This window comes from Amycolatopsis sp. NPDC051371 (genome assembly GCF_040682155.1).
Lineage (GTDB): Bacteria > Actinomycetota > Actinomycetes > Mycobacteriales > Pseudonocardiaceae > Amycolatopsis.
Genome location: NZ_JBFBAG010000020.1, coordinates 36,825 through 55,914, shown reverse-complemented (window position 1 = coordinate 55,914; position 19,090 = coordinate 36,825). Strand labels below are relative to the sequence as shown.

Below are 19,090 nucleotides of genomic sequence, written 5' to 3'. Positions count from 1 at the left end.
GTGGTCGTGGGTCTGCCGCCACCGATGAACCCACCGGACCGGCCGGTGCCGGACGAGCTGGCCGGGGCGAGTTCGCACGGCTACAACTGTCAGTGCGTCGCGGCGCACTTCGGCTTGGACCCGGCGCCCCATGGGGAGTTGCCCGCGTGCTCGCTCACCGAGGCCGAGTACCAGCGGTTGTTCGGCGAGGCTGTGGCAGTCCAGCAGGAAGCCAAGCAGCTCGCCGCGGCACGGGACATCGCCGGTGCACAACGGATGTACGGCCGCATGCGGCAGATCGCGCAGCAGTTGGACCGGAGCGACCTCGAACTCGCCGCCATCAGCGACCTGGCGGGAGTCTGTTACTCCGCGGGAGACCTGCGCAACGCCCGGCAGTGCGCCGACGCCGTCCTCACGACTTTTCCGGTGAGCGCGGCGGCCGCCGTCCACTTCGGACAGTACGCCGAGATCCGGATGATCGAAGGTTCCCGCGAGGTGGCCGATCGTGTGCTGATCTCACTGTCCACGGAGGAGGGTGACGTCGCGCGAGCCCGCGAGCTGATCGCGGGACAGCGGCACCGGGCGGCCCTGCGGAAGGCCGCCGGACCGGAGCAGTACCCGCCCGAGCTGCTCGACCCGCACGGCACCGACGAGCTGGAGCTGCGGATCCTCGAGGCGCGCGTCCAGGTGGCGGCCGGCGATCCGGCCGGGGCACTGACCGCGCTCGACGAGATCCTGAGCGCGCCGGCCTGCGACCAGGCGCCCTCTCTGAAGGCGATGGCCCAGGCCGAACGCGCTCGCCTTCGCCGGGCCGGCGGTCAGGACGCCGACGCGCGCGCCGACCTGGTCCGGCTCACCGCGGACCACTCCGCGAAGTTCGCCATCGACCTGGCCGCGGATCGTGCGTCGGGCGGCGACTTCCCGGGTGCGGTCGAGGCGATCGTCGCCGCCCGCGACGAACTCGCGGCCGCGGGCGCGACCGGCGACGTCGCGGAGGCCAGCCACGCGCTGGGCACGCTGCTGCTGCTCGCGGGCGACGCCCGGCAGGCGCGGGACCAGTTCGAGCACGCGGGCAAGGTCTGGGCGACCCACGAAGACACGCCCGGACTGCGACGGCTCGACGTGGCCCTGGCCCGGTGTGCCGCGGCGGAAGGCGACTGGGAGACGGCCGAGGACCACGCGACGCGAGCGCGGGAATCGGCGCGCGCGTCCGGCGAATGGCTGGAATGCCTGCACACGGACTTCGTCGCGGCCACCATCGGCTACGCGCGCGGCGACGACCTGCGCGCGCTGCTCGACCTGCTGCTCCCGCTGGCGCTGGCGGCGACGGACTACCGGTTTGAGTTCACGTCGCCGCGGGCCCGCACGGCGTGGGCGCGCGACGTCGCGGGACCGGCGACCGAGTTGCTGATGGCGGTGCTGACCCGACTGGACGAGCCGAGGCTGGCCGCGGAGCTGATCGAACGCACCTGCGCCGTCGGGGCCTACACGGAGGGACCATCGCTCGAACTCACCGGGACGGTTCCCGTGCTCGAGGTCGCGCCGGTCGGCGACCGGCTTCCGCTCGCCGCGCTGGGCACCGTCACGTCGTCGCTGCCGCTGCGCTTGGCCCCGCCGCCCGCCCTGCGGTGGTCCCCGGCCTCGCCGATGGAACTCGACCGCTGGCTCGACGTCGCCGCCGAGCGGTATTCCTTGTCCCGGCCGGAAACCCCGGTCGTGCGCACCTGGCCGGACACCGGGAGGGAGACGTTTCTCCTGCGGTACGCCGACGCCGGGCACACCTACCTCACCTGGCGGACCACCGGCGACCTCGACACCGTCCACACCCATCCGGTCGACGCCGCCCTCGTCGCGACGGCCCGCGAGTACCTGGACGCCGCGTCCCCGACGCCGCAGGAGGGCGAGAGCGTCTCCGACGCCGTAAGGCGGGCATTGAAAGCCTTCGCCGATGAACAACGGCTGGCCCGCATCCTCGGCCTGAACCTGCTGCCTGCCGATCTCGTCGCGCGACTGCGAGAGTCCGCGGCCGGAGGACGACGGCCGCTGCTGCGCGTACAGCCGTCGCCGAACCTCGCCGCGGTGCCGTGGGGACTGCTCGCCCTGCCCGACCGGCGGCCGGACCGCGTGCTCGAACCCGGCGCGGAAGGCAGTTGCTTCGACGGCGACGAGCGCGCCCTCGACGTCGCCGACGTCTCGCTGCTGGCTCCCGTCGGCATCCCGCGACGGACACCGGCGCCGCCCGGGCCGCCGATCTACCTGCTCGACCCGCGGATCCCCGGCCAGAGCGCGTTCGGCGAGCTGGGCTCGGTGCTCGGCAAGCAGGATCCGGCGTCGCCGCTGATCCGTCACCTGGACGCGCGGCTCGCCGACGGCCCGGTCCGGCCGGCCGCCGCGCGGGGCCTCGACCTGGTCCGCCGCACCGACACCGACCGGCGGCTGCTCGCGCGGCTGCTGGCCGAGCCGTGCTCGCGGCTGGTGTTCGTGGGGCACGTCAGCCGCGTCCGCGACGAACACGGCGCGCAGACCGCGCTGCACCTGTCCTGTGCGGCCGACCTGCCCGGCACCGCCGAGCCGATCGGCGCGCACCGGCCCTTCACCGCCGCGGACCTCGCGCTGTCCGAAGTGGCCGCGATGCCGGCACGGGTGGCGCTGATCGGCTGCGCCAGCGCGAGCGACTTCGGCCTGGCCGAGCCGTTCGGCGTGCTGCTCGCGACGGTCGCGGCCGGGGCCCGGCTGGTGGCCGCGACGGTGTGGGCGCTGCCGACGTCGGCGGCGGTGCCCGGCGCGGACCCGATGGCCGAGCTGGTGATCGCCGTCGACACGGCGCTGGCCGGCGACGACCCCGTTGCCGAGCTCTGCGCGTGGCAGCGGACCCGGCTCGCGCGGTGGCGCGAACGGGCCGAGCCGGCCCGCTCGCCGGTCTTCTGGGCGGCGCTGACCTGCCTCGATGCCTCCGACGACGGGCAAACCTGGGTTCGGTAGCGGTCGGCCCGCCCGAAGCTGTGTGCACACGACACAGCGAAAGGCGGGACCGATGTTCAAGAAGATCCGCGACAAGGTCAACGAGGCCACCCAGCAGGGCGCGGCGCGCGGCGCGCAGGACTTCCGGCAGCACGCGGAGCAGTTCCGGCAGGCCGCGGCGGCACAGGGGTACGACATCACCCCGCAGCTGCCGACGCCGCAGCTGGCCGCGCAGGCGTTGCGGGGCATGGCCGCCGACCCGGACCTGGCGGCGTTCATGGCGCTGCCGGCGGAGGAGCAGCTGCGCCAGCAGCAGGAACTGCAGGCTGCCTACGGGACCGAGCTGCGGCGGCTCTACGACACGTGCGAGCCGGCCACGCTGGTGATCCGCGCCCTGGAGCCGACCGGCCGGACGATCGCCGGGCAGGCGCAGTACACGGCGACGCTGGAGGTCACCCGCACCGGCGGCTCGACCTACCGGACGGTGTCCCGGCTGATCACGCCACTGGCGACGATCCAGCAGTACGCGCCCGGCACCCGGCACGAGGCCCGCGTCGACCCGGCCGACCCGGCGAAGGTCGCCGTGTTCGGCCCGATCGACTAGGCGGCCGTCGTGTACGGATTCGTTCCCGGGCTCGCGGACCCGCCCCGGCCGGGCCGCCGGTCCGCGCGGCGGCTGTGGCTGCTCGGGGTCCCGACGACGCTCGCCTGGGCCGCCGCGGGCTGGTCCGGGTCGCTCGGGATCCTGGACAGCTTCCGGCTGATGTCGCTGAACCGCCTCGACGCGTGGGGGGCCGATGCGGGCTCGGCGGCATCGCTGGTGCTGTTCTTCAGCGTGGCAGTCACGGTGGCCTCGTCACTGGGGTTCGCGATGCTGTGGGGTGGCGGGATCTCGCTGAACGGCCTCGGCCTCGGTTTCCGGGCCGGCTCGCTGACGGCGTCACTGGGCCTGGCGCTGGGCGGCGGCGTTGCGATCCCGTCGTGGACCCCGCCGGAGTCGGTGGGACAGCGGCTGCCGTTCCTCGATGGCAAGGCCGAGCCGTGGTCGGACGTGGACTGGGTCGTCTACTACGAGCCGTACCTGGTCCCGGCGGTGGCCGCGCTGGTGGCGCTGGTGTCGATCGTGGTGCTGCTGCGGGCTTTCCTGCGCGAAGGGGCGGCGGAGGACCGGGCGGAGGCACTGCGGCAGCGGGGGCGGCGGGTCACCGGGCACGTGGTGCACGTCGAGTTCACCAACGTCTGGGTGATGGGCAACCCGCGGTTCGTCGTCCACGTCCGGTACCCGGCGGAGACGGGGGAGCGCACGGTGGTGGCGACGATGGTGACGTCGCTGTTCCAGGCGCCGGCACGCGGCTCGGCGGTGACCGTGCGGTACGACCCGCAGGACCCCGAAGCGGTGCTGGTCGAGCCGGTGACGCAGTAGTCGATTCAGGCCAAGCCAGCCACGGCGGGGCGGTCAAGTCACAGCTCAGCCTGTTCTCCCTTGACATTAAGTGAATGACAAGTAAGTCTGAATTCACTGTCATCGGAGGGAAGGAAGCTGACGTGACCGACGTCGTCGTCGCGGGTGTGGGGATGGTTCCGTTCGCCAAGCCCCGGGAAAGTGGCAGCTACGTCGACCTCGGCGAGGCCGCCGTGCGGGCGGCGCTGGCCGACGCGGGGCTCGGCTACGGCTCCATCGGCCAGGCCTATACCGGCTATGTATACGGGGATTCAACCTGTGGTCAGGCCGTGCTGTACGGCGTCGGCCTGACCGGGATCCCGGTCGTCAACGTCAACAACAACTGCTCGACCGGCTCCTCGGCGCTGTTCCTGGCGCGCCAGGCCGTCGCGAGCGGCGTGGTCGACTGCGCGCTCGCCCTGGGCTTCGAGCAAATGACCCCGGGCGCGCTCTCCAGCGTCTACACCGACCGCGTGTCGCCGCTGGCCCGGCACGACGAGGCCCAGCGGGAGATCCGGGGACAGGACGAGAAGGCCCCGCAGGCCGCGCAGCTCTTCGGCGGTGCCGGACAGGCCTATGTGGACGAATACGGCATCGACCCGGCCGTCTTCGCCCGGATCTCCGTGAAGGCACGCCGGCACGCGGCGAACAACCCGTACGCGGTCTTCCGCGACCCGATCACGCTCGACGACGTGCTGAACTCGCCGGTGGTCTACGGCCCGCTCACGCGCCTGCAGTGCTGCCCGCCCACCTGCGGCGCCGCCGCGGCGATCGTGTGCACGCCGGAGTTCGCCCGCGCGCACGGCATCGAAGACGGCGTCCGGATCAAGGCCCAGTCGCTGGTGACCGACACGCCGAGCACGTTCGAAGCCCGCGACATGCGCCAGGTGGTCGGCTACGACATGACCGTCAAGGCCGCGAACGACGTGTACGAGGCGGCCGGCGTCGGACCCGAGGACATCCGGGTGGTGGAGCTGCACGACTGCTTCACCACCAATGAGTTCCTGACCTACGAGGCCCTCGGGCTCACGCCGGCGGGTACCGCGGAGAAGTTCGTCCTCGACGGCGACAACACCTACGGCGGCCGGGTGGTGACCAACCCCTCCGGCGGCCTGTTGTCCAAGGGGCACCCGCTCGGCGCCACCGGACTCGCCCAGTGCGCCGAGCTGGTCTGGCAGCTGCGCGGCCAGGCCGGAAACCGCCAGGTCGACGACGTGACCGTGGCCCTGCAGCACAACCTGGGCCTGGGCGGCGCGTGTGTGGTGACCATGTACGAGAAGGCTTGAGATGGCGATCGACAAAGTCCACATCGGACGCGAAACCGGGACGCAGACCCTGCTCGTCTCGCACAGCCGGCTGCGGCTGTTCGCCAAGGCGACCGGGCAGACCGATCCCGTCTACACCGACCTCGACGCCGCGAAGGCCGCCGGGCACCCGGACCTCCCGGTGCCGCCGACGTTCTTCTTCGCCGTCAGCCTCGAAACGGCCGACCCGTTCACCTGGCTGACCGACCTCGGCGTCGACCTGCGCACGGTGCTGCACGGCGAGCAGGAGTTCGGCTACCACCGCGTGGCCCACGCCGGCGACGAGCTGACCGCGACCGCGCGGATCACCGACGTCTACGCCAAGCGGGGTGGTGCGCTCGAGTTCCTGGTCACCGCCACGAGCATCACCGACCAGCACGGACTCCCGGTCGCCGACGCGATCGGCACCACCGTGATCCGCCGGCCCGCCGAGGTGACCGCGTGACGACCTGGACCGCCGGCCACGAGTTCGACCCGCTCCCGATCGAGCCGATCTCCCGGACGACGCTGGCGCTGTTCGCCGGCGGTTCGGGCGACCACAACCCGATCCACCTCGACCTCGACGTCGCGAAGTCCGCGGGGCTGGACGACGTGTTCGCCCAGGGAATGCTCTCGATGGCCTACCTCGCGCGGCTGCTCACCGGCATCGCCCCGCAGGAACGGCTGCGCTCCTACGGCGTCCGGTTCGTCGCCATCACGCCCGTCGCGGCGCGGCCGGTCTGCCACGCGCGGGTCGTGTCGATCGACGACGCGGCCGGCGAACGGCGGGCCACCCTCGACCTCGCCGTCGACCTCGACGACGGCACCACCACGCTGCGCGGCCACGCCGTCGTGGCGATCGACTGAAAAGGACCGGCACCAGTGGGAAAGCTCGACGGGAAGACCGTCATCGTCACCGGCGCGGGCCGCGGCATCGGCCAGGCCATCGCGGTGAAGCTCGCGGCCGAGGGCGCCAACGTCGTCGTGAACGACCTGGACAGCGCGCCGGCGGCCGAGGTCGTCACCGAGATCACGAACAAGGGCGGCAACGCGGTCGCGTGCCCGGGCAGCGTCACCGCACCGGACTTCGCCGAGCGCTTCGTACGCACCGCCACCGACACCTTCGGCGGGCTCGACATCGTCATCAACAACGCCGGCTACACCTGGGACTCGGTGATCCAGAAGATGACCGACGAGCAGTGGGACGCGATCCACGACGTCCACGTGAAGGCGCCCTTCCGCATCCTGCGCGCGGCGCAGCCGGTGATCAGCAAGGCCGCCAAGGCCGAGGCGGCGGCCGGGCTCGCGGTGCACCGCAAGGTCGTCAACATCTCCTCGGTCGCCGGCCTTTCCGGCAATCCCGGCCAGGTCAACTACTCCTCGGCGAAGTCGGCGATCGTCGGCCTGACCAAGACCCTCGCCAAGGAGTGGGGCCGCTACTTGGTCAACGTCAACGCGGTCGCGTTCGGCTTCATCGAAACCCGGCTCACCGCGGCGCCCGCCGACGGCAGCTCGACGATCGACATCGAAGGCCAGGAGATCAAGGTGGGCGTGAGCCCGCAGATCCTGGAGGCGGCGAAGTCCCTGATCCCGCTGGGCCGCCCGGGCACGCCCGAAGAAGCCGCGGGCTCGGTGGTCATGCTGACCTACCCCGAAGCCGACTACGTGAGCGGGCAGATCATCGTCACGGGCGGGGGGTGGGAATCGTGAGCCGGCGTGACGACGAGGTCGCCGCGGTCGCCGCGGTCGCCGCCAAGTTCGTCGAAAGCGAACTGGTGGCCCACCGGGAGGAGTTCGAGCGGCAGCACCAGGTCGACCGCGACGTCTGGCGCAAAGCGGGGGAGCTGGGGCTGCTGTGCTGTTCGATCCCCGAGCAGTACGGCGGTGGCGGCGGGACTTTCGCCCACGACCTGACCGTGTTCGAGGCGCAGGCACGCCTCGGCGAGACGGGCTGGGGCAACGGTGTCCACAGTGGCATCGTGGCGCACGCGCGCGGTCCGCGAAGGCGACGAGTACGTCATCACCGGCGCCAAGACGTTCATCTCCAACGGGCAGCGGGTTCGGGCAGCTGATGACGCAGCTCGCCCAGGAGCGCCTGCTCCTCGCGCTCACCACCAAGTACGCGAAGTCCCGTGACATGTTCGGCCAGTCCCTGTGGGACTTCCAGAACACGAAGTTCGTGCTGGCCGAGGTGGCCACAACCGCGCGGATCGCGCGGATGTACGCCGTCGCCCGGGTCACCAAGATCTTCGCCGGCTCCAACGAAACGATGAAAGACCTCGTCGCACGGTCGCTCTAGGAACAGCCGCGAAGGAGCGGATCATGTACCTCACCCAACCCTTGCACAGAGCGGCGCAGCAACGACCGGACGAGGTGTTCACCGTCTACGGCGAGCGCCGGACCACGGTCCGCGAGACCTGCGACCTCGTCTCCCGGATCGCCGGCGGCCTGCAGTCGCTCGGCGTCGGCCGGGACGACCGCGTCGGCCTGCTGTCGCCGAACACGGACCGGTTCTGCCAGATCGTCTTCGGGATCGCCTGGGCCGACGCGGTCGTCGTGCCGGTGAACACCCGCTGGAGCGTGAAGGAGATCGCCTACTCGCTCGAGGAAGCGGACGTGGCGGTGCTGTTCGTCGACGACCCGTTCGTGGGCGTTGTCGACGAGCTGCGGGCGCTGGCGCCGTCACTGCGCACGATCGTCCACTGTGGAGACGGTGACACCCCGGACGGCTTGGTGCCGCTCGGCGAGCTGCTGGCCGCCGAGCCCGTCGAGGACGTGCACCGCGGGGGTGACGCGCTGCTCGGCATCTTCTACACGGGCGGAACGACCGGCTTCCCCAAGGGCGTCATGCTGGGCCACCGCCAGGTCATGACCGCGGCGATGGGCATGCTGATGGCGCAGAGCCGGGTGCCGCACGGCGGCGCGGCCATCCTGGTGGCCCCGGCGTTCCACCTGGCCGGGTTCGGCGCGTGGGTCGCCGGGATGCTGGTGGACATGACGACCGTGCCGCTCCCGGCGTTCGAGCCCGTCGCCGTGCTGCGCGCGATCGCCGAGCACGGCGCGAAGCAGATCCTCCTCGTGCCCACGATGATCCAGCTGGTCGTCGACCACCCGGACGTGGGGAACCACGACCTCAGCAGCCTGGAGCTGGTGATCTACGGGGCTTCCCCGATCTCGGACGCGGTGCTCTCCCGGGCCAGGAACGTGTTCGCCTCGGCGCGGTTCCTGCAGGCGTACGGCATGACCGAGCTGTCGCCGTCGACGACGTTCCTGGTCGACGAGGACCACGACGACCCGGTGCTGCGCCGCGCGGCCGGCCGGGCCACCCCGTACGCGCGGGTGCGGATCGTGGACCCGTTCGACGAGGAAGTGCCCCGTGGCACGGTCGGCGAGGTCGTGGTCGCCGGCGACCACGTCATGCTCGGCTACTGGAAGAAGCCCGAGGAGACCGCCGAGGCGGTGCGCGGCGGCTGGATGCACACCGGCGACGGCGGCTACATGGACGAGCGGGGGTACGTCTACATCGTCGACCGGATCAAGGACATGATCATCAGCGGCGGCGAGAACGTGTACTCCATCGAGGTGGAGAACGCCGTCGCGAAGCACCCGTCGGTCGCGCAGGTCGCGGTGATCGGCGTGCCCGACGACCGGTGGGGCGAGCGCGTGCACGCCGTCGTCGGCCTGGTCCCGGACTCGACGTTGACGCTCGAAGAGCTCCGGGAGTTCTGCAAGCGGGAGATCGCCGGGTACAAGTGTCCGCGCAGCCTGGAGGTCGTGACGCGGTTCCCGATGTCGGCGGCCGGTAAGATCCTCAAGCTGGAGCTGCGCGCGATGGCCGGAGGAGGCAAGCAGGGGTGAGTGCCGAGCCACCACGCCGGCGGCCCAAGGACCGCAAGCGGCAGATCGTCCTGCAGGCGTGCGACCTCTTCGTCGAGCTCGGCTACCCGAACGTCACGATGACCGCCCTCGCCGAGCGGGTGGGCATCACGGCCGGCGCGCTGTACCGGCACTTCGCCACCAAGAGCGACCTGCTCGACGCGGTGCTGCGGGAGAGCTTCGCCGGCTTCGACCGGACCATCACCGAGACGGCGCTCGAACCCGCGATCGACGAGGCGATCGACCTCGTCACGCCGCACCCCCACGTCGCCGACCTGTGGGATCGGGAAGTGCGTTACGCCGAACCCGGGCTGCGCCGCAAGTACGTGGACACGATGCGCGCCTGGGCCGCGGAGTTCGGGCGCGTCCTGCGCGCGCACCGCGACGACCTGGACGAGGGCAACGAAGAGCTGCTCGTCTGGGCGATGCAGTCCGCGCTCGCGTGCCTGGGCACCAGCACCATCCACGCCACGCCGGCGCACCGCCGCGCCGCGGTCCGGGCCGCGCTGCTCGCCATCGCGTCGGCGCCCCTCACGCCGACGGGTTCGGCGCAGTACGCGCCGAGTGGCATCCGGACTCCGGTGTCCCGCCGCGAACGTCTGCTCCTGGCCGCCGCGACGCAGTTCGCGACCAAGGGCTACCAGGAGACGTCGATGGCCGGCATCGGCGCGGCCGCCGACGTCACCGGCCCGAACCTGTACGGCTACTTCAAGAGCAAAGCCGAACTGCTGCGCGCGGTCTACGAACGTGGCACGCACTACCTGTGGATCACCTTGGACGCCGCGTTCGCCCGCGCGAGCACCCCGCACGAGGCCCTGCGCCTGGTGACGGAGTCCTATGTGGAGCATTCACGCGAGTGGGGATCCCTGGAGGTCGGCCGGTCCGGGGAACGCGAGGTCGAGGCGGAAACCCGCGGCGCGCAACGGGAGTACGCGGCCGAGTGGATCGCGCTGGTGCAGGAGATCTCGCCCGGCCTCGAGCCGGCGGCCGCCCGGCTGCGCGTGCAGATCGGCCTCAAGGTGGTCAACGACCTGCTGCGCACCCCGCACGTCGCCCGGTACACCTCGGCCAACACCAACCTCGCCGCGGTGGTGTACGCGATCCTCACGGGCACAGCGGTTCCCCGGACCCCCTAAGGGGCTCGTGGGACCGCGTCGGCGACGGGTAGACATACCGGACGAACCCGGTCCCGACTCCCGAACGAGGAGATCACCATGGCCCGACGCCGGCCGATCTTCCGCGGCCTGATCCTCGCCCTGGTCGTGCTCTGCCTTGCGCCCGTTCCGGGCGTGGCGGCGGCGACCGGCCCGCGGTACGCCGTCGCCGGTCTGCGCCGGCCGGTCGAAATGCTCGTCGACAAGTGGGGCGTGCCGCACATCTACGCGGCCGACACCAGCGATCTCTTCTTCGCCCAGGGCTTCAACATCGCCCGGGACCGGCTGTTCCAGGTCGACACCTGGCGCCGTCGCGGGCTCGGCACGCTCAGCGAGGTGCTCGGTCCGTCCTATGTGGAGCAAGACCGGGCCGCCCGGCTGTTCCTCTACCGCGGCGACATGGACGCCGAGTGGGCGTCCTACGGTCCGGAGGGCAGGCTCGCCGCCACCCGGTTCGCCGAGGGCATCAACTCCTACGTCGACTGGCTGGGCCGCAACCCTTCCGCGCTCCCGCCGGAGTTCGCCAAGCTCGGTTACCAGCCCGCCCGCTGGCGCCCGCAGGACGTGGTGCGGATCCGCACGCACGCCATCGGGGAGAACCTGATGTGGGAGGTCGCCCGCGCGAAGCAGGTCTGCCTGGCCGGTCCCGGCGCGAGCCGCTACCTGCGCTCGCTGCACCCGGACCACGAAGCGGCGGTGCCCGCCGGGCTCGACCCGTGCTCGGTGCCGGACGACGTGCTCAAGGTGTACGACCTCGCGACCGCCGCGGTGAACTTCACCGGCGCCGGTTTCCGGACCGAGACCAAGGACATCGCCGACGCGACCTCCGGCAGCAACGCCTGGGCGATCGGGCCGGACCGGACGGCGTCGGGCCGGCCGATCCTGGCCAACGACCCGCACCGCGGCGCGGACGCCCTGCCGTCGGGCCGGTACGTCGCTCAGCTGTCGGCGCCCGGGCTGAACCTCGCCGGCGCGGGCGAGCCGTGGAACCCGGGGATCGCCATCGGGCACAACGAAAACATCGCGTTCGGCCTGACCAACCTGCCGATCGACCAGACCGACCTCTACGTCTACGAGCTCGACCCGAACGACCCCACCCGCTACCGCTACGGCACCGGCTGGGAGCGGATGACCACGATCACCGAGCCCATCCCGGTGCGCGGCGGCACGCCGGTCGCCCGGCAGCTGTCGTTCACCCGGCACGGCCCGGTCGTCAAGGTCGACGAGGCGGCGCACCGGGCGTTCGCGGTCCGCACGGCGTGGACGCAGCCGGGTGCCTCGGCGTACCTGGGCAGCCTGAACTACCAGCGGGCCACGAACTTCCGCGAGTTCACCGCGGGCATGCGTACGTGGGGGACGCCGGGCTCGAACCTGGCCTACGCCGACGTGCGCGGCAACATCGGCTACGTCCCGGCGGGCCTGACGCCGCGCCGCACCGGTGCGGACTACGACGGCCTGCTGCCCGTCCCCGGCGACGGGCGTTACGACTGGAACGGCTTCTACGCCAACAGCGAACTGCCGGGGCAGTACAACCCGGCGTCCGGCTACTTCGCCTCGGCCAACGACTTCAACATCCCGCCGGGCCACCCGGTGGTGTCCAACTACGAATGGCAGCTGCCCTACCGCAAGCAGCGCATCGACGAGCTGATCGAGTCGAAGCCGGGTGCGACCGTCGCCGATTCGCTGGCACTGCAGAAGGACGAGAAGTCGCTGGTGGCCACGCAGCTGCTCGAGTTCGTCCGGGGACTGTCGTCGACGGACCCGGACACCGCGAAGGCTCTGGAGCTGCTGCGCGGTTGGGACGGCGTCACCTCGGCGGATTCCGCGGCGGCCGCGCTGTACGAGACGTGGATCATGAAGTACCTGCACTACGTCTGGGCGCACGCGGTGCTGCCGCAGGCCGCGGCGGACGCGCTGGTGCGCACCATCAACCCGGACTTCAGCCTGATCATCTCGTCCTTCCGCGACCCGGCCGGCTGGCTGGGCCCGAACGGCGCGCAGGTGCGTGACCAGCTGATCCTGAGCTCGTTCACGCCGGCGTTCCAAGACGTCGCCGGCCAGCTCGGCCCGGACCCCGCCACGTGGCACTGGGGTTCGTTGAGCCACAACGAGTTCAAGCACCCCCTGGGCGCCCCGAACGTCGGTCCCACCCCGATCGGCGGCGACTACCACACGATCCACCCGTCGTTCTTCCACCCGCTGACGTACGCCCAGATCATCGGGGCGACGTTCAAGATGGCCCTGGACGTCGGCAACTGGAACGGCTCGGCGGCGATCAACGCGCCCGGGCAGTCGGGAGACCCGCGCAGCTCGCACTACAGCGATTTGAACGCGCTGTGGGCTTCGGGTGGCTCGTTCCCGTTGTTGTACAGCCGCAGTGAGGTCGAGCGGAACCTGGACGTCCGGATCCGGCTGGAGCCGGCCGGGTGACGGCCGTGGTCGCGGTCGCGCGACCAGCGCCGGACGGTCAGCGGGGGCGCGGTGCGGGGAGACCGGCCGCGATCAGGGCTTCCCAGAGGGGCTTGGCGTCGAATCGGCGGGAGCCGAGTCCTTCGACGAACTGGCAGCCGTAGCTTTCGGCGGTGAGGGTCGTGGTCCGGCCTTGGGCGTCGAGGAAGCGGAGTTCGTAGGTCGGTCCGAGTTCGAGGGTGCAGGCCAAGTCCGACGGTGGGGTGGGCAGGCCGCACGCGGCGGCGGCGATCTTCCCGATCGCGGCGGCGTCGGTGGTGCGGGTTCCGGTCGGTGTGCGTTCCGGTGCGCTCGGCAGGCCGGAGGGAAGCGCCGGGTACCGCGGACCGTGGTCGACGAGCTCCCGGGGTTCGTACGACGGGGAGCACAGCGCCTCGCTGCCCGTGGACGCCTGTTCGTCACGGCCACACGCGGCCGCGACGAGGACGAGAAGGAACACGCACGACAGTCTTCGCATGAGCAGCCCACCTCGGTTTCGTTGCTCCTCGGACGGGACGAACCGGGTGCCGGGTTGCACCCCTCGTGCTTCGCCGGTAGGGATCCGGTCAGCGCGTCCCGTCGGACCAGAGTAAGGCGTCGAGGAGCGGCGTGAGCACTGTCGATGCAGGGGGTAAGCGATCTTGGCGCGGCGGGTGTTGTCGGTCCGAGCTGGGTCCACCCGTCCACAGTGGCCAGTGAGTCCTGGTGCGGCGAGTAGCCCTCTGGTGACGTCTTCGCGACGAAGCTGGGGGCGTACCGGGGGTGAACAGTCGTTCAAGGCCGGTTGTCGCCGGACGAAACGAGTTCGGCCCCGCACCTGCCTGATCTGGTCGCGAGGCCGGTTTGTGCTGGTCAGAAGGTGTGCCCCCGGTGAGATTCGAACTCACACTGGACGGGTTTTGAATCCGTTGCCTCTGCCAGTTGGGCTACGGGGGCGTGACGCAGTGACTCTACGGGATCAGTGTGTCCGGCGAGTTACCGGGGCGCGGAGTGTCGCGCCCGCCACTACGTGGTGAACGCCATCTCTGCTTCTGGATCGTTCCCGGTAGGCTTCAGGTTCGCGGGAAGCCGCGAAACCGACCGTCCCGCCGAGTCTTCAGGAGGACCCCGGTGACCGATCAGGCTACCGAGGCCAACGGTGCCGCCACCGTGCCGCAGCGTCGGGTGCTCGTCGCGGAAGACGAGGCGCTCATCCGGCTGGACCTCGTCGAAATGCTGCGTGAAGAGGGCTATGAGGTGGTCGGGGAGGCCGGGGATGGCGAGCAGGCCATCTCCCTCGCCACCGATCTCAAGCCCGATCTCGTGATCCTCGACGTCAAGATGCCCAAGCTGGACGGGATCGAGGCCGCGGCCAAGATCACCGGTGACCGGATCGCGCCCGTCGTGATCCTCACCGCGTTCAGCCAGCGTGACTTGGTCGAACGGGCGAGGGACGCCGGCACGATGGCCTACCTCGTCAAGCCCTTCGCCAAGCGGGACCTCGTGCCCGCCATCGAGCTCGCCGTCAGCCGGTTCTCCGAGCTGCAGGCCCTCGAGGCCGAGGTCGCCGGGCTCACCGACCGGCTCGAGACGCGGAAGGTCATCGACCGCGCCAAGGGCCTGCTCATGAGCCGTCAGGGGCTCACCGAGCCCGACGCCTTCCGCTGGATCCAGCGCACCGCCATGGACCGCCGGACCACCATGAAGGCCGTCGCCGAGGCCGTCGTGGAAAGCATCGGAGCCTAGCCGGACCGACGGCCGGCGGGGCAGAATCACCCTGGTGAGACTCCTGCCGGCCGTCGTCGTCCTGGTACTCGTGAGCGGCTGCCAAGCGGCCGCGCCGAGTACTCCCGCGCCGACGACCTACGAGCTGCCGCCGCGTCAGGTCCGGCCCGACGAGACCGCCCTCAAGCTGCCGCCCGCGAAGAACGGCGACACCGAGTTCACCCTGATCGGGCTGGCCGCCGGGCTGCCCAGCATCACCGGGAGCCACACCGAGTTCCCCGCCACGGGGCAGTTCGTCCGGCTGCGGCTCGTCATCACGAACACCGGGACCTCGAGCGTCCTGTTCGACACGAAACGGCAGCTGCTGGTCGACGACCAGGGCGCCGCGCACCCGCCCGAAGAGCAGGCCATGCTGATCAAGCGCCAGCCCGGCCAGTTCGACCTCGGGCACGGCGTGCGCGTCGAGTTCGACCTCTACTGGGACATCCCCAAGGACCGGAAGCCGGTGACGCTGCGGGTGTTCGGCGGCCCCACCATCACCGACATGAAGAACGCCAACGGCACCGACATCAAGCTGTGAAAAAGGGGGCCCGGCACGAAGCCGGGCCCCCGAAAACACACTCAGACGCCGAGGTCGCCACCGAGGTAGGCGGCCCGCACCTTCGGGTCGTTCAGCAGCTCGGCCCCGGGCGCGCTCTGGACCACGCGGCCCGTTTCGAGCACGTACGCCCGGTCCGACAGCTTCAGCGCCTGCTGGGCGTTCTGCTCCACCAGCAGCACCGTCGTCCCGCGCTTGTTGATCTCGCGGATGATGTCGAAGATCTGCGCGATCAGCATCGGCGCCAGGCCCATCGACGGCTCGTCGAGCAGCAGCACCTTCGGCTTCGTCATCAGCGCGCGGCCGATGGCGATCATCTGCTGCTCGCCGCCCGACATCGTGCCGCCGAACTGCGTCTTGCGCTCGGCGAGCCGGGGGAACAGCTCGTAGACCTCGGCGAGGTCGGCCTGGAGGTCGTCCTTGCGGGTGTAGGCACCCATCAGGAGGTTCTCCTGCACCGTCATGCCGGGGAACACGCCCCGGCCTTCCGGCGACTGGCCGATCCCGAGCAGCACGCGCTTGTGCCCCGGGGTCTTCGAGATGTCCTGGCCGTTGAACAGGATCCGGCCGCTGGTGAGCGGACGGAGCCCGGAGATCGTCTTGAGCGTCGTGGTCTTGCCGGCGCCGTTGGCCCCGATGAGGGAGACGATCTCACCCTCGCCGACCTGGATGCTCATGCCCTTCAGGGCCGCGATCTTGCCGTAGTGGACGTTGATGTCCTCGACCTCAAGAAGCATCTTCGGACACCCCCAGATAAGCCTCGATCACCTTCTGGTTGTTCTGCACCTCGTGCGGCAGCCCTTCTGCGATCTTCTGGCCGAAGTCGAGCACCGCCAGCCGGTCGCTGATGTGCATGACCAGGCCCATGTCGTGCTCGATCAGCAGCACCGTGCGGCCGTCGTCCCGGATCTTGCGGATCAGCGCCTGCAGCGAGTTCTTCTCCGCCGGGTTCATACCCGCGGCCGGCTCGTCGAGCAGGAGCAGCTTCGGATCCGTGGCGAGGGCTCGCGCGATCTCCAGCCGGCGCTGGTCGCCGTAGGAGAGGTTCTTCGCGACGTTGTGCTCCACCCGGCCGATGCCGACGAAGTCGAGCAGCTCCCGGGCCCGCTCGCGGCCGTGCTTCTCTTCCTTGCGGTGCCACGGCAGGCCGAGCGTCGCGCCGATCGCGCCCGTCTTGTGGTGGGCGTCGACGCCCACCATGACGTTCTCCAGCGCCGACATGTTGTGGAACAGCCGGATGTTCTGGAACGTCCGGGCGATGCCGCGCTTGGTGACCTTGAACCGCTTCATGCCGTCGATGCGGTCGCCGTCGAAGCGGACCTCGCCCTCGGTCGGCTGGTAGACGCCGGTGACCACGTTGAACACCGTGGTCTTGCCGGCGCCGTTCGGGCCGATCAGGGCGAAGATCTCGCCTTCGTTGATCGTGAGGTTGACCTCGCGCAACGCCGTGACGCCGCCGAAGCGCATGGTCACGTTGTCGAATTCGAGCAGTGCGCTCACTTCGTCACCTCCGCCGAAGCCTCGGAGTCGGGGCCGGCCACTTCCGCGCCCATGGCGCCCATGCCGCCGGTTCCTTCCCGTAGTTCGGCCTTGCGCTGCCGCGACGGCAGCAGACCCTCCGGCCGCAGCGCCATCATCAGCACCAGGACGGCACCGAAGATCAGGACGCGGTAGTCGTTGAACTGGCGGAACCGCTCCGGCAGCCACGCGATCACGAACGCCCCGAGGATGACGCCCGGCAGGTTGCCGGACCCACCCAGCACGACCGCGGCCAGGATGGTCGCGGACAGGATGAACGGGAAGTTGTTCGGCTCGATGAACACGGCCTTGCTGGCGTAGATCGTGCCGGCGAAGCCACCGATCATCGCGCCGATCGCGAAGGCGAGCAGCTTGAACTTGAACGTCGGCACGCCCATCAGCTCGGCCGCGTCCTCGTCCTCGCGGATCGCCGCCCACGCCCGCCCGACCCGGCTCTTGGTGAGCCGCACCGAGAAGACGATGACGAGCGCGATCGCGAACACCATCAGGTAGTAGTACGGCGCCGGGTCGAGGAAGAACTCCATGCCGAACAGCGGCTCGGGGTGCGGGACGTTCGTGATGCCGCGCGCGCCGCCGATGCCGTCGGTGTTGTTCGCCGTGATCCGGACGATCTCACCGAAGCCCAGCGTCACGATGGCCAGGTAGTCGCCGCGTAGCCGGAGCGTCGGTGCGCCGAGGATGACGCCCGACACCGAGGCCAGGAAGATGCCGATCACCACCGTCGGCCAGAAGGACCAGCCGTAGGTCGTGCCGATCGACGCCCACGTGTAGGCGCCGATCGCGAAGAACGCGACGTACCCGAGGTCGAGCATGCCCGCGTGGCCGACCACGATGTTGAGGCCGACGGCCAGCAGGATGTAGGTGCCGACCGGGAAGATCAGGACGGTCGTCCAGTCCGAGTACGGCGACATGAACGAGCCGATCCACGGCGCGGGCAGGATCAGGACCAGGACGATCAGGGCGAGGTACACGCCGTAGCGCTGCCACGCGGGCGCGTCGGCCCACCAGTCGCGCATCCCGTCGACGGGGTGGAAACCCTTGCGCGCCGGGGTTTCGTTGTTGTCAGCCACTCCGTCGCCTTTCATGCGCGTGCTCGCTGGAGGGATTCACCGAGGATGCCGGTGGGCCGGAGCATCAGCACGAGGACGAGGACCACGAACGCGGTGACGTCCTTCCACTCGGAACCGAGGAAGATGGAGCTCCAGTTCTCGACCAGGCCCAGCACGATGCCGCCCAGGAGGGCGCCGCGCAGGTTGCCGATACCGCCGAGGACGGCCGCGGTGAACGCCTTGATGCCGAGCAGGAAGCCGACCCGGTAGTCCGTGTTTTCGTACTCCATGACGTACAGCGCCGCGGCGACACCGGCCATCGCGCCGCCGAGCAGGAACGTGATCCGGACGATGCGGTCGATGCTGACGCCCATGAGGACGGCGGCTTCGGGGTCCTGCGCGGTCGCCCGGATGCCGCGGCCGATGCGCGTGCGGCTGACCAGCTGGTCGAGCACGACCATCACGACGACGGCGGCGATGATGACGAAGACGTGGTCGGTGCGCACGACGCCGTTGCCGATCCGGAACAGCTCCTCGTGCGGCACGAACCGGGGCGCGTTCTGCTGGACCTTGCCCGCCTTGTCCGACAGCGCGGGGATGATCGCGAGCCCGAACAGCTCCTGCAGGAACAGGGAGGCGCCGATCGCGGAGATCAGCGCGGCCAGCCGGGTCGCGCCCTTCTTGCGCAGCGGCCGGTAGGCCAGCTGCTCCAGCACGATGGCCGACCCGCCGGACACGGCGGCGGAGGACACCGCGATGAGCAGGAGGATGCCGATCATCCCGAACACGCCGACGGTGATCGGGGCGGTGCCACCGGCGATGGCGATGAGGATGAACAGGGACGTCATCGTCCCGATCATGAAGATTTCGGAGTGTGCGAAGTTGATCAGCCTCAGCACGCCGTAGACCATCGTGTAGCCAAGGGCGATGAGGGCGTAAATGGAGCCGGCTACCAGGCCGCCGATGGTGCTGCCCAGAAACTGGCTCTGCAGATCTTGGAACATGACGTAGTTGCCTTACCTGACGGGGCGAGGATGGTCGCCACATTGGCGGGGAGC

The 19,090-nt window shown here is 70.5% G+C and carries 19 protein-coding genes and 1 tRNA gene; 14 read left to right on the top strand and 6 right to left on the bottom strand.

What is annotated here, in order from left to right; translation table 11 throughout:
• The 12 genes from AB0M59_RS24225 (at window position 1) to AB0M59_RS24170 (ending at window position 13,124) form a co-directional block, all read left to right on the top strand.
• Window positions 1-2,961 (top strand): hypothetical protein, encoded by a 2,961-nt coding sequence (locus AB0M59_RS24225; RefSeq protein ID WP_364618619.1) that lies wholly within the window; start codon window positions 1-3, stop codon window positions 2,959-2,961.
• A gap of 52 nt (window positions 2,962-3,013) precedes the next feature.
• Window positions 3,014-3,544, top strand: a complete 531-nt coding sequence (locus tag AB0M59_RS24220) for a hypothetical protein (protein ID WP_364618616.1) — start codon at window positions 3,014-3,016, stop codon at window positions 3,542-3,544.
• Between the two features lie 9 nt (window positions 3,545-3,553).
• Entirely contained in the window at window positions 3,554-4,363 is an 810-nt protein-coding gene (locus AB0M59_RS24215) for a DUF3592 domain-containing protein (RefSeq protein WP_364618614.1), read from the top strand.
• A gap of 122 nt (window positions 4,364-4,485) precedes the next feature.
• Window positions 4,486-5,667 carry a lipid-transfer protein gene (locus tag AB0M59_RS24210; protein WP_364618612.1) on the top strand — a complete coding sequence of 394 codons (1,182 nt, stop codon included), beginning with the start codon at window positions 4,486-4,488 and terminating at the stop codon, window positions 5,665-5,667.
• Window position 5,668: 1 nt separating this feature from the next.
• Complete coding sequence (locus AB0M59_RS24205) at window positions 5,669-6,130, top strand: MaoC family dehydratase N-terminal domain-containing protein (protein ID WP_364618609.1); 462 nt, start codon at window positions 5,669-5,671, stop codon at window positions 6,128-6,130.
• The gene (locus AB0M59_RS24200; RefSeq protein ID WP_364618606.1) at window positions 6,127-6,531 is read left to right on the top strand and encodes a MaoC/PaaZ C-terminal domain-containing protein; all 405 of its coding nucleotides are present in this window, start codon (window positions 6,127-6,129) and stop codon (window positions 6,529-6,531) included. The genes AB0M59_RS24205 and AB0M59_RS24200 overlap by 4 nt, the downstream gene beginning before the upstream one ends.
• Before the next feature lie 15 nt (window positions 6,532-6,546).
• Window positions 6,547-7,374, top strand: a complete 828-nt coding sequence (locus AB0M59_RS24195) for an SDR family oxidoreductase (protein ID WP_364618603.1) — start codon at window positions 6,547-6,549, stop codon at window positions 7,372-7,374.
• Window positions 7,371-7,736: an acyl-CoA dehydrogenase family protein gene (locus AB0M59_RS24190; RefSeq protein ID WP_364618600.1), complete on the top strand. Its 366-nt coding sequence runs from the start codon at window positions 7,371-7,373 to the stop codon at window positions 7,734-7,736. Before AB0M59_RS24195 ends, AB0M59_RS24190 begins: the two co-directional genes overlap by 4 nt.
• Window positions 7,736-7,963, top strand: coding sequence for an acyl-CoA dehydrogenase family protein (locus AB0M59_RS24185; RefSeq protein ID WP_364618597.1), 228 nt, complete (start codon window positions 7,736-7,738; stop codon window positions 7,961-7,963). The genes AB0M59_RS24190 and AB0M59_RS24185 overlap by 1 nt, the downstream gene beginning before the upstream one ends.
• Before the next feature lie 23 nt (window positions 7,964-7,986).
• Entirely contained in the window at window positions 7,987-9,522 is a 1,536-nt protein-coding gene (locus tag AB0M59_RS24180) for a long-chain-fatty-acid--CoA ligase (RefSeq protein ID WP_364618594.1), read from the top strand.
• Entirely contained in the window at window positions 9,519-10,676 is a 1,158-nt protein-coding gene (locus AB0M59_RS24175; protein WP_364618591.1) for a TetR/AcrR family transcriptional regulator, read from the top strand. The genes AB0M59_RS24180 and AB0M59_RS24175 overlap by 4 nt, the downstream gene beginning before the upstream one ends.
• A 78-nt stretch (window positions 10,677-10,754) precedes the next feature.
• Complete coding sequence (locus AB0M59_RS24170; RefSeq protein ID WP_364618588.1) at window positions 10,755-13,124, top strand: penicillin acylase family protein; 2,370 nt, start codon at window positions 10,755-10,757, stop codon at window positions 13,122-13,124.
• 37 nt (window positions 13,125-13,161) lie between these two features.
• Here AB0M59_RS24170 and AB0M59_RS24165 read toward each other — a convergent pair whose 3' ends face one another.
• Window positions 13,162-13,620, bottom strand: a complete 459-nt coding sequence (locus tag AB0M59_RS24165) for a hypothetical protein (protein ID WP_364618585.1) — start codon at window positions 13,618-13,620, stop codon at window positions 13,162-13,164.
• A 384-nt stretch (window positions 13,621-14,004) separates the two neighbouring features.
• Window positions 14,005-14,078, bottom strand: a tRNA-Leu gene (locus AB0M59_RS24160).
• Window positions 14,079-14,252: 174 nt separating this feature from the next.
• Between AB0M59_RS24160 and AB0M59_RS24155 the strand changes: the two genes are divergently transcribed.
• Both AB0M59_RS24155 and AB0M59_RS24150 read left to right on the top strand, forming a co-directional pair.
• On the top strand, window positions 14,253-14,867 hold the full coding sequence (locus AB0M59_RS24155) for a response regulator (protein ID WP_364618582.1): 615 nt from the start codon (window positions 14,253-14,255) through the stop codon (window positions 14,865-14,867).
• A gap of 31 nt (window positions 14,868-14,898) precedes the next feature.
• Entirely contained in the window at window positions 14,899-15,426 is a 528-nt protein-coding gene (locus AB0M59_RS24150; RefSeq protein WP_364618920.1) for a DUF4352 domain-containing protein, read from the top strand.
• A gap of 41 nt (window positions 15,427-15,467) precedes the next feature.
• Here AB0M59_RS24150 and AB0M59_RS24145 read toward each other — a convergent pair whose 3' ends face one another.
• Genes AB0M59_RS24145 through AB0M59_RS24130 form a run of 4 tightly spaced genes read right to left on the bottom strand, consistent with a single transcriptional unit; the run spans window position 15,468 to window position 19,036 of the window.
• Window positions 15,468-16,181, bottom strand: a complete 714-nt coding sequence (locus tag AB0M59_RS24145) for an ABC transporter ATP-binding protein (protein ID WP_364373441.1) — start codon at window positions 16,179-16,181, stop codon at window positions 15,468-15,470.
• A complete protein-coding gene (locus AB0M59_RS24140; RefSeq protein WP_364618579.1) occupies window positions 16,171-16,944 on the bottom strand; it encodes an ABC transporter ATP-binding protein in 774 nt (257 codons plus the stop codon). The genes AB0M59_RS24145 and AB0M59_RS24140 overlap by 11 nt, the downstream gene beginning before the upstream one ends.
• The gene (locus AB0M59_RS24135) at window positions 16,941-18,068 is read right to left on the bottom strand and encodes a branched-chain amino acid ABC transporter permease (RefSeq protein ID WP_364618576.1); all 1,128 of its coding nucleotides are present in this window, start codon (window positions 18,066-18,068) and stop codon (window positions 16,941-16,943) included. The genes AB0M59_RS24140 and AB0M59_RS24135 overlap by 4 nt, the downstream gene beginning before the upstream one ends.
• Window positions 18,065-19,036: a branched-chain amino acid ABC transporter permease gene (locus AB0M59_RS24130; protein WP_364618573.1), complete on the bottom strand. Its 972-nt coding sequence runs from the start codon at window positions 19,034-19,036 to the stop codon at window positions 18,065-18,067. Before AB0M59_RS24130 ends, AB0M59_RS24135 begins: the two co-directional genes overlap by 4 nt.
• Window positions 19,037-19,090: the final 54 nt, after the last annotated feature.

Excerpts from the sequence above, each read along its gene's own strand:
- AB0M59_RS24220 (WP_364618616.1), top strand. The coding sequence starts at position 3,014 with ATGTTCAAGAAGATCCGCGACAAGGTCAACGAGGCCACCCAGCAGGGC.
- AB0M59_RS24205 (WP_364618609.1), top strand. The coding sequence starts at position 5,669 with ATGGCGATCGACAAAGTCCACATCGGACGCGAAACCGGGACGCAGACC.
- AB0M59_RS24185 (WP_364618597.1), top strand. The coding sequence starts at position 7,736 with ATGACGCAGCTCGCCCAGGAGCGCCTGCTCCTCGCGCTCACCACCAAG.
- AB0M59_RS24180 (WP_364618594.1), top strand. The coding sequence starts at position 7,987 with ATGTACCTCACCCAACCCTTGCACAGAGCGGCGCAGCAACGACCGGAC.
- AB0M59_RS24170 (WP_364618588.1), top strand. The coding sequence starts at position 10,755 with ATGGCCCGACGCCGGCCGATCTTCCGCGGCCTGATCCTCGCCCTGGTC.
- AB0M59_RS24165 (WP_364618585.1), bottom strand. The coding sequence starts at position 13,620 with ATGCGAAGACTGTCGTGCGTGTTCCTTCTCGTCCTCGTCGCGGCCGCG.
- AB0M59_RS24145 (WP_364373441.1), bottom strand. The coding sequence starts at position 16,181 with ATGCTTCTTGAGGTCGAGGACATCAACGTCCACTACGGCAAGATCGCG.
- AB0M59_RS24135 (WP_364618576.1), bottom strand. The coding sequence starts at position 18,068 with ATGAAAGGCGACGGAGTGGCTGACAACAACGAAACCCCGGCGCGCAAG.
- AB0M59_RS24130 (WP_364618573.1), bottom strand. The coding sequence starts at position 19,036 with ATGTTCCAAGATCTGCAGAGCCAGTTTCTGGGCAGCACCATCGGCGGC.